Origin of the sequence: Arthrobacter sp. fls2-241-R2A-200, from assembly GCF_030209745.1 — a bacterium.
In the GTDB taxonomy this organism is placed as follows: Bacteria; Actinomycetota; Actinomycetes; order Actinomycetales; family Micrococcaceae; genus Arthrobacter.
Genome location: NZ_JARVRJ010000008.1, coordinates 11,381 through 25,122, shown reverse-complemented (window position 1 = coordinate 25,122; position 13,742 = coordinate 11,381). Strand labels below are relative to the sequence as shown.

At 62.9% G+C, this 13,742-nt stretch carries 9 protein-coding genes; 5 read left to right on the top strand and 4 right to left on the bottom strand.

The features are described 5' to 3' along the window. Window positions 1-19 precede the first annotated feature (19 nt). A complete protein-coding gene (hemL, locus tag QRN42_RS08910) occupies window positions 20-1,339 on the top strand; it encodes a glutamate-1-semialdehyde 2,1-aminomutase (RefSeq protein WP_284978892.1) in 1,320 nt (439 codons plus the stop codon). A 124-nt stretch (window positions 1,340-1,463) separates the two neighbouring features. After that, the gene (locus tag QRN42_RS08905; RefSeq protein ID WP_284978891.1) at window positions 1,464-2,741 is read left to right on the top strand and encodes a glycoside hydrolase family 3 N-terminal domain-containing protein; all 1,278 of its coding nucleotides are present in this window, start codon (window positions 1,464-1,466) and stop codon (window positions 2,739-2,741) included. A gap of 91 nt (window positions 2,742-2,832) precedes the next feature. Here QRN42_RS08905 and QRN42_RS08900 read toward each other — a convergent pair whose 3' ends face one another. From QRN42_RS08900 to QRN42_RS08885, 4 genes are all read right to left on the bottom strand, one after another. Beyond that, entirely contained in the window at window positions 2,833-3,570 is a 738-nt protein-coding gene (locus tag QRN42_RS08900) for an amino acid ABC transporter ATP-binding protein (protein ID WP_284976000.1), read from the bottom strand. Next, entirely contained in the window at window positions 3,567-4,331 is a 765-nt protein-coding gene (locus QRN42_RS08895; protein WP_284976001.1) for an amino acid ABC transporter permease, read from the bottom strand. Before QRN42_RS08895 ends, QRN42_RS08900 begins: the two co-directional genes overlap by 4 nt. A 12-nt stretch (window positions 4,332-4,343) precedes the next feature. Beyond that, window positions 4,344-5,294, bottom strand: coding sequence for an ABC transporter substrate-binding protein (locus QRN42_RS08890; RefSeq protein WP_284978890.1), 951 nt, complete (start codon window positions 5,292-5,294; stop codon window positions 4,344-4,346). Window positions 5,295-5,637: 343 nt separating this feature from the next. Further along, complete coding sequence (locus QRN42_RS08885; protein WP_284978889.1) at window positions 5,638-6,348, bottom strand: 3'-5' exonuclease; 711 nt, start codon at window positions 6,346-6,348, stop codon at window positions 5,638-5,640. An 89-nt stretch (window positions 6,349-6,437) separates the two neighbouring features. On the opposite strand from QRN42_RS08885, the gene QRN42_RS08880 reads away from it, so the two are divergent. From QRN42_RS08880 to QRN42_RS08870, 3 genes are read left to right on the top strand one after another with little or no spacing between them, the layout of a single operon-like run. After that, complete coding sequence (locus QRN42_RS08880) at window positions 6,438-6,854, top strand: MGMT family protein (RefSeq protein ID WP_284978888.1); 417 nt, start codon at window positions 6,438-6,440, stop codon at window positions 6,852-6,854. Beyond that, complete coding sequence (locus QRN42_RS08875) at window positions 6,851-10,228, top strand: ATP-dependent helicase (protein WP_284978887.1); 3,378 nt, start codon at window positions 6,851-6,853, stop codon at window positions 10,226-10,228. Before QRN42_RS08880 ends, QRN42_RS08875 begins: the two co-directional genes overlap by 4 nt. Continuing rightward, window positions 10,225-13,737, top strand: coding sequence for an ATP-dependent helicase (locus tag QRN42_RS08870; RefSeq protein ID WP_284978886.1), 3,513 nt, complete (start codon window positions 10,225-10,227; stop codon window positions 13,735-13,737). Before QRN42_RS08875 ends, QRN42_RS08870 begins: the two co-directional genes overlap by 4 nt. Window positions 13,738-13,742 lie beyond the last annotated feature (5 nt).

Here is a 13,742-nt window from a genome sequence, read left to right as displayed (position 1 = left end):
CACTGAAAGAATAGGAACCATGACTTCAAACACCCCTGTCTCCGATCAGCTGTTCGACCGCGCCCGGTCCCTGATGCCCGGCGGCGTGAACTCCCCGGTCCGTGCGTTCGGATCAGTGGGCGGTACTCCGAAGTTCATGGTTTCGGCCAAGGGCGCCTACCTCACCGACGCGGACGGCAAGGACTACGTGGACCTCGTGTGTTCGTGGGGGCCCGCGTTGCTTGGCCACGCACACCCTGCCGTGCTCGACGCCGTGCACGCAGCCGTGGACCGGGGCCTTTCCTTCGGAGCTTCCACCCCGGACGAGGCCAACCTCGCCGCCATCGTCAAGGAGCGCGTCGCCGCCGTCGAGCGCCTTCGCATGGTCTCCACCGGCACCGAGGCAACCATGACGGCGGTACGTTTGGCCCGCGGGTTCACGGGCCGCAACCTCATCATCAAGTTCGCGGGCTGCTACCACGGCCACCTTGACGGACTCCTCGCAGCGGCAGGCTCAGGCGTGGCCACCCTGGCGCTGCCCGGTTCGGCCGGCGTTACGGAAGCCACCGCAGCTGAAACCCTTGTACTGCCGTACAACGATCTCGCTGCCGTCGAGGCCGCCTTCGCCACGCACGGGAGCAACATCGCTGCCGTGATCACTGAGGCCGCTCCGGCCAACATGGGTGTGGTGACACCGGGGGACGGGTTCAACGCCTGCCTCTCCCGGATTACCACCGAACACGGCGCCCTCCTCATCCTGGACGAGGTCCTCACCGGATTCCGTACCGGCTATGCGGGCTACTGGGGCCTGACCGGCCGCCAGGAAGGGTGGACTCCTGACCTGCTCACCTTCGGCAAGGTCATCGGCGGCGGAATGCCGACGGCGGCACTTGGCGGCCGTGCCGACGTCATGGACTACCTCGCGCCCGTGGGCCCTGTGTACCAAGCAGGTACGTTGTCAGGGAACCCGGTGGCCATGGCCGCGGGAGTGGCGACCCTCACGCATGCCACGCCGGAGGTCTACGATTTCGTCGATGCCCGCTCCGTGGAACTCGCCGACGCCCTGACCGGCGCACTCGACGCGGCAGGAGTGGACCACTCCATCCAGCGGGCCGGGAACCTCTTCTCAGTGGCCTTCGGCACGTCCACCCACGGTGTGCACAACTACGATGATGCGCAGGCCCAGGAGACGTTCCGGTACGCGCCGTTCTTCCACTCCATGCTGGACTCGGGTGTTTACCTCCCTCCGTCGGTTTTCGAAGCCTGGTTCCTCTCAGCCGCCCATGACGACGCTGCGATGAACCGCATCGTCGAAGCTTTGCCGGCGGCGGCACAGGCTGCTGCGGCCGCCACTGCGTAGCCTTCTCCTCGCCCCGGGCACCGGCTGATCCGGCCCTGCCCGGGGCAGCTTCGGTTCCCGGGGGGTAGGCTCGTAGGTGGAAACCCGACCCCAACGAAATTCACGGTTTACCATGCTCAAGACCATGTCCATTGCTTCCCTTGGCGTGAGAGTCGCTGCAGCTGGTGTCCTTTTGGCGATGGCTACGGGATGTTCAAGCAGCCCCGATAAACCCGGCCAGTCGCCGTCGGAGGTCCGCTCCTCAACGGGCTCAAGCAGCACCCCGCCGGCGTCGCCAAGCGCTACGCCGACGGTTAGTTCAACGCCATCTGCCGCCCCGTCGACCCCTGCGCCGGTGGCCCCTGTGGCTCCGCCGCCAAGCACGCCCACTGTGGCGGAGCAACACCTCGCCGCCTTGAGCCTCGAGCAACGGGTGGGCCAACTTTTCATGGTGGCAGCCAAAGCCACGGGCCCCGACCCGGCAACCTTCGATGCCCTGAAGCGCTACCACGTGGGCAATGTGTATCTGAGCGGTCGCAGCACTGCCGGCGCGGCCGCCGCTGCTTCGGTTGTCTCCTCCTTGACCGGCACTGTCGGCACTGACACAACAGGAGGGCTGCCGCTCTTCGTCGCCACCGACCAGGAAGGCGGCTTGGTTCAGGTTCTTTCCGGTCCCGGCTTCTCCACCATGCCGCCAGCGTTGGGGCAAGCAGGGGCCGGCCCGGCGAAGCTCAGGTCAAACGCGGCCGTCTGGGGCAAGGAGCTTCGCGGCGTTGGGGTGAACGTGAACCTCGCTCCGGTCCTGGACACTGTTACCAGTCCGGACTTTGCCCCGTCGAACGCGCCTATTGGGCACTTCCAAAGGGAATACGGCTTCGATCCGTCACAGGTTTCCGGACTGGGAAACGCCTTTGCCCAGGGCATGAAGGACGCAGGAGTCATGCCGGTGGTCAAGCACTACCCAGGGCTGGGAAGGGTGGTACCCAACACCGATGTCAGCAGCAACGTCCATGATTCGGTAACCACGCGTACGGATCCCGATCTCGCTCCTTTCAACGCTGCGATCACCTCCGGGGCCCAGTGGGTCATGCTTTCCAACGCCTACTACGACCGCATTGACCCAGCCAACATCGCTCCTTTCTCCCCGGACATCATCCAAACTATGCTCCGCGGCGATGCCGGATTTACCGGGATCGTCCTATCCGATGATTTGTGCAGCGCGGGGCAGCTGAGGCCGTGGGGCGTGGCTGATCGCGCCCTGAAGTTCTTCGGTGCAGGTGGAACCATGCTGGTCTGCGCCGAGCCCTCCAGCATCCCGGTCATGCAGCAAGCGGTGGTGCAGAGGGCCCAGGCCGATCCCGCGTTCCGGGCAAAGGTGGACGCCGCGGCGTTGACGGTGCTGCGCGTGAAATCAGGTAAATAGGCTCTCCGGAAAAAGCAGCAGGCCCCGCCCTCCAAAGCTCACATACGTGAAGCGTTGGGGTGGCGGGGCCTGCTGCGTGGTTGGATTTACCCTAAAGCACGTCCGACAGGAATCCTTGAAGCCGTTCTGTCCGCGGGCTGTTGAACAGCTGTTCCGGCGGACCGGATTCCACTACGACGCCGGCATCCATGAACGTTACGACGTCGGACACGTTGCGTGAGAAGCCCATCTCATGCGTCACTACCACCATGGTCATTCCGCCTTTGGCAAGGTCGGTCATGAGGGCCAGGACGCCTTTGACGAGTTCCGGATCCAATGCCGAGGTCGCTTCGTCAAAGAACATGACCTCCGGCCGCATCGCCAAGGCACGCGCGATGGCTACACGTTGCTGTTGACCCCCGGACAACGTGGCCGGCCGCGCGTCGGCCTTGTGCTTCAGCCCGACGAGGTCCAGTTGCTCAAGGGCCTCATTCCGGGCCTGATCCTTGGACATGCCGCGGATCTTACGCAACGCCAGCGAGACGTTCTCCGCAACCGTCTTATGGGGAAAGAGGTTGAACTGCTGGAACACCATGCCGATGCGTCGGCGCAACTCGTCGGGGTTGTCCTTGAGCACGGATTGACCATCAAGCAGAATGTCGCCTTGGTCAGGCTCAATCAATCGGTTCATGACACGGAGCAGCGTGGACTTTCCCGACCCCGAAGGGCCGATCACGGACGCCGTCGTGCCTTTCTCCACATGGAGGTCGATGCCACGCAGAACGTGGTTGGTACCGAACGAGAGGTGGATGTTCTTGGCCGTCAACGAACCGGACGTGAATTCACTCAAGACTGGGCTCCTTTTCCAACAACGGCTGCTGCGTCATCGGGTTCCTTCTTCTCCGGCCGTCCCACACGCATGCGGGCGTCGATCCAGTTCACGAAATGCGTCAGCGGGACGGTCAGAACCAGGTAGAACAGGGCAGCAGCAACATATGGAGACAGGTTTCCGCTGTTCGCCGCCGAGTCCTTGCCAATCTGGAAGATCTCACGTTCGGACGCCAACAAGCCAAGCATGAACACCAGGGACGATTCCTTGATCAACGCGATGAACTGGTTGACAAGTGCCGGCAGCACGCGGCGAATGCCCTGAGGCACCACCACCAGCCGCATCGAAGGACCGTAACCGAATCCCAAGGCACGTGTGGCCTCGAGCTGGCCCTTGTCCACGCTCTGGATACCCGAGCGGAAGATCTCGCCGATGTAGGCGCCTGACATCAAGGACAAGGCCGCGATGGCCATGGGATAGGGGCTCGTGGAACCAGTGAGCTGCCTCATGATCGGGCTGAAACCGAATCCGATCACCAAGATGGTGAGAACCGGCGGGAGGCCACGGAGGATGTCCGTGTAAACGCGCGCAACCCACCGGGCAGGTGCGTTCCGGGAAATCCCCATCAGGGCGAGCACCATGCCAATGGCCGTGCCTATGATGCCTGAAATCACAGCCAGCACGAGCGTGTTGGGTAGGCCAACGGTGAACATCTTGGGGATGACCTGGCCCATCGCCTCCCAGTCGAAGAAGGTTTTGGCTAATTGGTTGAGGATATCCATGGAACGTCCGGGTTACTTGGCGGGGAGCTGGACGGCCTTGCTGCCCGGCTTCCAGCCTTGGGGAGTCTGCTCGGCGGCCGTGGGGCGGTCCTTGTACCACTGGGACGTCAGCTTCGCCCACGTGCCATCCGCGATGACAGCGTCCAAGCCCGAGTTCAGGGCATCGATCAAAGGCTGGTTGTCCTTGTTCACGGCATACGCGGTGAAGTTCTGGGTATTGACAACCTTCTCGGCGATCTTGGTGTTGTCGCCGGACTTGACCTGTCCTTCAGCCTGCTGGGACGGTGCGACCCAAGCGTCGATCTGGCCGTTCTTCACGTTGCCGTAAACGGTGTTGTAATCGGGGTAGCGGACCGGTTCGAGCTTGAGGGTGTTGGTGACGTAGTCGTCCTGGACCGTACCTTGAACGACGCCGATGCGCAGACCCTCTTTAAGGTCTTTGAAGCCGGTTACCTTTGAATCGTTCTTGGTCACTACGGCCATGTAGCCAAAGTCGTAACCGTTGGTGAACCCGACTGTCTTGCGGCGGGCGTCGGTGGTGGAGATCGAGGAGGAGCCGACGTCGAACTGCTTGTTCGCCACTTGCGACAGGAGAGCCGAGAAGTCGGTGGAAGCGAACTCGACCTTGAGTCCGAGCTTGGCGCCGATTGCCCGGAGGAGCTCGTTGTCGTAGCCGGTGAACTTTCCGGAAGGATCGATGAAGATGTTCGGCGGGGCGTCAGACAACGTCCCTACCCTCAGGGTTCCATCGGTGATCAGGCCAAGCTTGGACTTATCGATCTTGTCCAACGGTGTCACGCTGGCGGTGGTGAATTTGTCAAGGGTCTTCTGGTCGCTACCGGCGAGGGCGTCGGTGGGGGAACCGCTCGGCTGTGAGGCTCCGCCGCCGCATGCTGCGAGGGAGAGCACCAAGGCTGCGGCCACCGGGGCGGCAGAGAGCCACTTAAAGGCTTTGAATTTCATGAAGAAATCACTTTCATCGGGTCACGGAGACGTTCGGCAGGGGGCCAGGAAAGTGGCTGCCGCGAAGGTTGGGCTGCGTCGCTGGGCTTCAACCTGCCAAACTTAATTATGACATCAGGGCCCAGCGGGCCCCCGAATCGAACAAATGAGTGCCTTCACTCAGTAATGCCGAATGATCCGCTGCCTGCGCGGCGTTTTGCCTAGTAGTCATTCCGACTTGCGGTCTCACCGCGGAATCCCGCCCATAACAAACTGAGCTTGGCGTTCCCTGACCCTACTGTGACTTACGTCGCAACGGGTGAACGCGCTGCGGCCTGGAAACTGCGCCCTGGAACCCGTGGCCCTAGAAGCCGCCCCGGCCCGCATCTTCCGGCGGTAAAACAGGCCACTGGCCTTCGATCACTGCTGTGGGCTTGCTGCGCCGCAGGTACTGTTGGAAATCAGCGGCTTGGCTCGCTGCCCAGTCCACCTGCAGGTGGTGGAGTTTTGAGGCGGGCATCTGCAACGTAGGAAACTTGCCTGCCATTGCGTCCAACACCCGCAACGTGGCGAGGGCATCGGCAGCGGAAGTATGCGCGTTGTCCAAGTCCACCCCGTACTCTTCGCACAGGGCGGTGAGGGTGCGCTTGCCCTTGCGGTAGCGGTCCACTTGCTTGTTCATGACATAGGGATCCAGCACCGGGAACCGGCTCAGCTGCGGGACGCCGTGGCGCGCGGATTCAGCTGCAAGCACGGTGAAATCATAACTGGCGTTGAAGGCGATGACCGGGGTTCCGGCGTCGAACAATTCCTGCAGGACTGCTGCAACTTCCCGGGTGACCTCAGCAGCCGGACGGCCATCAGCCCGGGCCATCTCGGTGGTTATCCCGTGAACTTCACTGGCCTCTGCCGGGATTTCGACGCCCGGATCAGCCAGCCACTCATGCTCGGAGATGAGTTCCCCCTGCTGATCCACAACAGTGATGGAGGCAGTGACGATCCGCGCTGAGCGGGAGTTCTTTCCCGTGGTCTCGAGGTCGAAGGCGGCGCGGGGGAGGGTATTCCAGGAACTCATATTTTTACGCTACCGGCCGGCTCCGACAGTATTGGGCACGACACTCCCTCAGGACACGACCTGGTCTGTTGAAGCGGTAGGTTGGACTGATGCGCATGGAGTACGTCACAGCGGCCCTCGCTGTCGTGGATCTCGTTCCGGCCGGTGCTGCGGTCGCTTATGGCGACGTCGCCGAACTTCTGGGCGCCGGCGGTCCTCGGCAAGTGGGTGCCGTGATGAGCCACTACGGGAGTTCGGGCCCGTGGTGGCGGGTCCTGCGCGCCAGCGGGGAGGCGCCGCCCGGTCACGAGGCGGAAGCGCTCAAGCATTACCTTGCTGAGTCCACGCCACTTCTTGGCTCCTATCAAGCGTTCCTCAGGACAGGCGAAGGCCGTTGGCGGGTCGACTTGACGGCCGCGCGGTGGGCTCCAAGTGAAGCCGACTTCGACTACCTCGATGTGATCTCCGACCAGTTGCAGCGTCAGCTCCATAAATTGTCAGTGCCGGATGATGAAATGACTGTGTGACCGCGACTCCTGCCAAACCCCGCTCCGCATCGGCATCATTGCGTCTGCTTCCGCCGCGCGAAACAAGCTTCGTGGCACCTGTCCTTTCCCCGGATCAGCGTGCCGTGGTTTCGCTCGGTCGGGGGAGCGGACCAATACTTGTCCCCGGTGGCCCCGGAACCGGCAAGTCGACCGTCTTGGTTGAAACCGCCGTGCGCCGGGTGCATCACGAGGGCGTGGACCCGGAGAGGATTCTCATCCTCGCTCCTGGCCGCCATGCTGCGGCGGCGCTTCGGGACACCTTTACCGGACGGTTGGATCGCAGCCTCAGTACCACGCCGGCACGTACCTGGGCGTCGTACGCGTTTGACGTCATCCGCCGCGCCAAGGCGGAGGGCGTCCTGCCGTTGCCTCGGCCACCCAAGCTACTCTCGGGCCCGGAACAGGACCTCATCATCAAGGAACTGCTCGAGGGGCACGTCAGGTCCGGGAATCAGTTGCCGTGGCCGGCGGACCTGGCCGCAGCCTTGCCCACACGTGGATTCCGGCATGAGATCCGCGAGCTTTTTGATCGAATTATCGAGTCGGGACGGACCGCGGAAGACCTTGTGGGGCTTGCCTATGAATGCGGACGTCCCGATTGGATGGCCGCGGCCGAGCTCTACAGCGAGTACAGGGACGTCTTGGATCTGCGCATGCCCGAAGCCTTCGACCCCGCCGGAATCATCACCACGGCCCGTCAGATTTTCCAGGATTCTCCCGCTTTTCTTGCCGCAGAAAGGGAGCGACTGCAGCTGATTCTGGTCGATGACGCCCAGGAGTCGAACCCGGCGGTATTCGAGCTCTTGGCCGACATCGCCGAGGGCAAAGACGCGGTGGTCACCTTCTCGCCGGACACTGTGGTGCAAGGCTTTCGCGGCGCCCGCCCGGATTTGGTAGCCGAACTGCCATCCCTTCTGGGAGGGAAGAAAGAATCAGTAACGCACTGTCCGCTATGGAACACCCACCGGCACTCGCCGGCGGTGGCAGAGGCGTGGGTGAGGGTGGCGGCCCGCACCTCCCAGCGCTTGGGCGGGCAACTCGCCAGGAGGCTGGAACAGCCAGCTGCCGGCGACGGGGACGCTGACCGCACTTATGGAGGAGCGGTGGAAGGACACGTCCTGCCATCGCCTGTCCATGAGTTGCGTTATGTCGCCCAGCGCATTCTCGAAGCGCAGTTGCGCGAAGGCCGGGAGTTCAGCGACATCGCCGTTATTGTGCGCAACGGCGGCCTGATTTCCCAACTCCAGCGCTACCTCGCGGGCCAAGGCATTCCGGTCCGGGTTCCTGTTGCCGACTCTGCGGTGCGGGATGAAGTCGCGGTCCGGCCCCTCCTCGAAGCCTTTGCCATCGCACTGGATCCGGACAAGTTGACCCCTGAGCTGGCGGTTTCACTTCTGACTTCCCGGATCGGAGGATCCACAGCAATCGAGTTGCGCAGGCTCCGGCAGTCGCTGAGGAGCGAGGAACTCCTCGGAGGTGGGGGTCGATCCAGCGATGTTTTGTTGGTCGAGGCCCTGCTCCAGCCTGGAGCCTTGGCCTCCCTGGGCATAGAAGGCACGTCCGCGCGCAGGTTGGCTCGAGTGATCGCCGCCGGAGTGGAGGCCGTAGGGAGGCCGGGCGCAAATGCGGAATCAGTCCTGTGGGCCCTGTGGCAGGCGACAGGTTTGTCTTCCCGATGGGCGGAGGCGGCCATCGACGGCGGTCCAGCCGGCGCCCGCGCAGACCGCGACCTCGACGCCATGATGGCCCTCTTCCATACAGCCGAGCGGTTTGTGGACCAGCTGCCCGGCTCAGGGCCGGAACAATTCCTGGACTACTTACTGAACCAGGAATTGCCCATGGATACCCTTGCGGCGAGAGCCCAGCTGGAATCGTGCGTTGAGATCATGACACCGGCCAGCGCCGCTGGCCGGGAATGGCCCGTGGTTATCGTCGCCGGTCTTCAGGAAGGCGTGTGGCCGAACACTCGGTTGCGGGGAGAACTCTTGGGCAGCACTTTGTACGCGGATGCCGTGGAACACGGGGTAGAACACGCCCTCCAGCGCGGCCCGTTGAGCAGGTTGCGTGATATCCGTTATGACGAGCTCAGGAGTTTTTCAACGGCGGTCTCCCGGGCGCGTCAGGTTCTCATCTGCACGGCAGTATCCTCCGAGGATGAACAGCCCTCGGCATTCCTTGACTACGTAGCCCCGTTGGGACCAGGGGAGTACCAGCGGGACTACACCCCCGTGGACAGGCCCATGACCCTGCGTGCCCTTGTCGCTGAGCTGCGGCAACACGTCCAGTCAGCGACCGGTGCTGCCGCCAGCGAACCCGGAACGGCGTGGGAGGCTGCGCGCGTGCTGGGCCGCCTTGCCACCGCCGAACCGCCGGTACCTGGAGCTGATCCGGACACGTGGTGGGGTTTATTGGACCTTAGCTCAAGGGAACCGGTGGTACCCGTGGGAGGAACAGTTTCCGTATCTCCGTCCAAGGTCGAGACGGTGCACAAGTCCCCCTTGGATTGGTTTGTCCAAGCCGCAGGTGGAGAGGCTGCCACCGATTTCGCGCGTAGCTTGGGCAACCTGGTCCACAGCATTGCCCAAGAACTTCCTGAGGCCTCGGGCTCCGAGTATGTTTCCGAGCTGGTAAAGAGGTGGCACACACTGGGGATGAAGGACAACTGGGAAGGAAAGCTTGATTTCCAGCGGGCCGAGCTCATGGTCCGCAAGCTTGCCTCATACGTGATCATGATGCGCAGTGAGGGCAGGAGCTTGCTTGCCGTTGAACAGGACTTCCAAGTCCAGCTTCCCGATGTCACCGTCCACGGCGACGCCAGTGCCCACGGCTGTGGCACCGCCCACTGCGATGCCACTGGAACGGATGAAAGCGCGGAAGTAGCCGCCCGCCATGCTGTCCTTCGGGGCCAAGTGGATCGTCTCGAAATCGACTCCGAAGGCCGGCTGGTCATCGTCGACCTCAAAACCGGCAAGCGCCAGCCCGGCAAGTCCGAGGTCGCCAGGCACCCGCAACTGGGCGCATACCAAGCTGCCGTTCTGATGGGCGCCTTCCGCGATGCCGTTGCGGGGGAATCCGGGCCCGAGGCAGTCACGCTTCCCACCGACGTCGCCCCTGGTGGTGCTGTGTTGGCGCAGTTGGGAACCAAAGCCAAGAGTCCCTCCGTCCAGCAGCAGGAACCGTTGGACCCCAGCGAGAACTGGGCCGAGGACCTTGTGACGGAGGCCGCGACTTTGATGGCTGGCGCCACCTTTGAGGCCCGTCACGACCCCGGCAAAGCAGGATACGGCGGTCATGGGTGTCGCTTGCCCGATATTTGCCCGCTGTGCGCACGAGGAAAGCAGATCACCGAATGAGTACCGAACTCCTGGCCGGCGTCGAAGGCGGACATGGCGATGCCGCCGGCCTTCCAGAGCCGCGGTTTTCGCCGTCGGACGTTGCGGACATGCTGGGCGAGAAGAACCGCCCGACGCCGGAACAGGCTCGGATTATCGCCTCACCCCTTTCTCCGCGCTTGGTCATCGCCGGTGCCGGTTCCGGTAAGACGGCCACCATGGCTGACCGTGTGGTGTGGCTCGTCGCCAACGGCTGGGTGCGTCCGGAGGAAGTCCTCGGTGTCACATTCACGCGCAAGGCTGCCGGTGAACTTGCCAGCAGGATCCGTTCCAAGCTCGCCACTCTTCAGCGGGTAGCGTCCGACGGCGGGGCTGCCATGGGGTTTCCGGGCGGGCTTCTGAGTGCTGACGACCTCGAACCCAAGGTTTCCACTTATCACTCCTACGCAAGCGCCATAGTTTCTGACCACGGCCTTCGACTCGGCATAGAACGCGACGTTGTTTTGCTCGGTGGCGCACAGTCATGGCAGTTGGCAAGCGAAGTCGTTGAATCCTACGACGGCGAGTACGAGCACTTCACGGTGGCGAAATCCACCTTGGTCAATGCCGTCCTGCAGTTGGCCGGCGAATGCGCGGAGCACCTTCAAGAGCCGGAAGGGGTGCGCAACTGGGTGCTGGAACGCGTTCAGGCTTTTGAACAGCTTCCCTATATGGCAGGGGCCCGGAAGAACCCAACGCAGGGTGCTGCGGACCTCGTGTCCATGTTGCGGACCCGTGCCAGCGTCGCGGACATGGTGGTTCGCTACCAAAGCGAAAAGAGGCGGCGTGGGGTGCTCGACTTTGGGGACTTGGTGGCTCTGGCTGCGCGGATCGCCAATGACGTTCCTTTGGCTGCCAGCACTGAAAGGGCCCGCTACAAGGTGGTGCTGCTGGACGAATTCCAAGACACGTCCCATGCTCAACTTGTCCTGTTTTCCCGGCTTTTCGGCCAGGGACATGCTGTTACGGCAGTCGGTGATCCAAACCAGTCAATCTACGGATTCCGGGGCGCCTCGGCAGGACAACTCTTTCACTTCGTTCAGGAATTCCCTGTGCGGCAGGTCGATGCCGAGGCCGGAACCGAGACGTACGCCGTGGCTCCGACCTCATACCTGACCACGGCATGGCGCAACGGCAGGAACATACTGGCCGCGGCCAACACCATCGCATCGCCGCTTAACCGCACCAGTACGCTGGCCGGACCGGCTGGTGAGCGGGGATCCGGGGATACCGTTTCTGTTCCTCCGTTGGTACCGAGCCCGGTGGCTGTGGAGGGGCGCGTGGTGATCGGCCGTTTCGGTACGGACGAAGACGAAGCAGCCGCAATTGCCCGCGATGTCCGCCGATACCGCCGGACCGTTTTCGAGGAAGAAAAAGATGGGTCAGCGGTCAGGCCCACCATGGCGGTGCTGTGCCGGCGTCGGGCGCAAATGGAGTGCATCCGCCGAGAATTCGAGCTTCAGGGCATCCCTTACGAGATCGTCGGTTTGGGCGGATTGCTGGACACACCGGAGATTGTGGACCTGGTGGCGACCCTGCGGGTTCTGGCGGATCCCGGCCGCTCAGATGCGCTGATGAGGCTTTTGGCCGGGGCCCGATGGCGAATCGGGACAGCGGATCTTATGGCTTTCGCGGATTGGTCCCGTCACTTGGCCCGCCGCCGCGCCGTCGCAGGAGGTTCCGTAGACGGTCCCGCTAACGAAGCGGGTGCTGGCGTGGAAGCCGTCACGCTGGAAAGTGACATCACCGATTCTGCAAGCCTCGTGGAGGCTCTTGACGTCCTCCCCAAAAAAGGCTGGTCGTCAGGACACGGCAGGTCTTTGAGCGACGCCGCCTTGGAGCGCCTCAGCAAGCTATCTTCCGAGCTGAGGTTCCTTCGAAGCTACATCGGAGACGATCTCAGTACCCTCCTGGGAGAGGTTGAGCGGGCAATGCTCTTGGACATCGAGGTCGCTTCCAAGCCCGGCATCAGTATTCATCAGGCTCGTCGGAACCTGGATGCGTTCCAAGATGCTGCAGCGGGTTTCCTGCAAACTTCGCAGCGCATTGACCTGCTGGCGTTCCTCTCGTGGTTGGAAGCAGCGGCCTCCGAAGAAGGCGGCCTGGATGTCGCCCCTGCAGAAACCAACCGCGAAGCTGTCCAGTTGCTGACAGTCCATGCCTCTAAGGGCTTGGAATGGGATGTCGTCTTTGTTCCCGGGATGAACTCGGGCTCCTTTCCCAGCAACAGGGACTCGCGCTGGAGCAGTGGCTCGGCTGCCTTGCCGTGGCCATTGAGAGGCGATCGAGCCGATCTCCCGCAATGGGATCTTGACCAGCCGGACCAGAAAGGGTGGTTGGACGCCGAAAAGGACTTCAAGTCGCGGGTCCAGGCTCATGGGGAAGCGGAAGAACGCAGACTTGCGTATGTCGCTTATACAAGGGCGAAACACGTTCTGTGGGTCTCGAGTGCGGCGTGGAACGGGTCGCGCTCCGGAATGGCCGAGCTATCTCCGTTCATTTCGGAACTAGCTCCGCTGACAGTTCAAGGCGATGGCCGCGACTCCGTGCTCCCGGCCTCCGACGGGAGCGCCGAGATTCACGCGGACTCGGTTGCTGAAGAAGCCCTGCCGGAATCCAGCCCGCTGACGACAATCCATGAAGTCGCCACCTTCCCATACGACCCCCTTGAGGGTCCGTCGGATCCCCGGACAGGGGCACGCCTGAGGCTCCTGCCTGGTCGTAGGGCCGCCATGGACAGCGGAGCAGCGATGGTCCGGGCTTTCATGGACGGGACGGTGCCGGACGCTCCCGTCGGTGGGCAATTTCCTGCAGTTACTGAGCGTTGGTCCCAAGAAGCAGAGCTGTTGTTGGATCGGCAGAGACAGGGCAGGGCAACCCAGGACGTTCACTTGCCCAGCCACGTCTCCGCTTCACTCTTCGTCGAACTTGGCGCAAACGCCGGAGACGTACTGTCCCGGCTTCGCAGGCCGGTTCCCCGCGAACCCGGGATCTCGGCGCGCAAGGGGACCGCATTCCACGCATGGGTCGAAGAGTTTTTCGGCACCACGGGCATGCTTGACCTCGATGAGGCACCGGGTTCGGACTCACACATTGATGAAGCCTACGGACTCGAGGAGATGGTCGCTTCCTTCAAGGAATCCGAGTGGGCCCAGCGCGCCCCCGTTTACGTCGAAGTACCCGTAGAGACCAAGATCGGGGACATCGTAGTTCGCGGCCGCATCGACGCCGTGTTCCAAGATGCCGACGGCCGCTGGCAGCTCATCGACTGGAAGACCGGACGACGACCCTCCGGGCAACAGCTCACGGAGCGAGCTGTGCAGTTGGCCGTGTACCGGCTGGCGTGGGCCCGGCTAAGGAAGGTTCCCCTTGAAGATGTCAGCGCCGCCTTCTACTACGTTGCAGAAGGATCGCTGGTGCGGCCGCACGACCTCGGCGGCGCCGATGAGCTCGAGCGGATCGTTTCCCAAGCACTGAGTAACAACGGTTAGGGAGG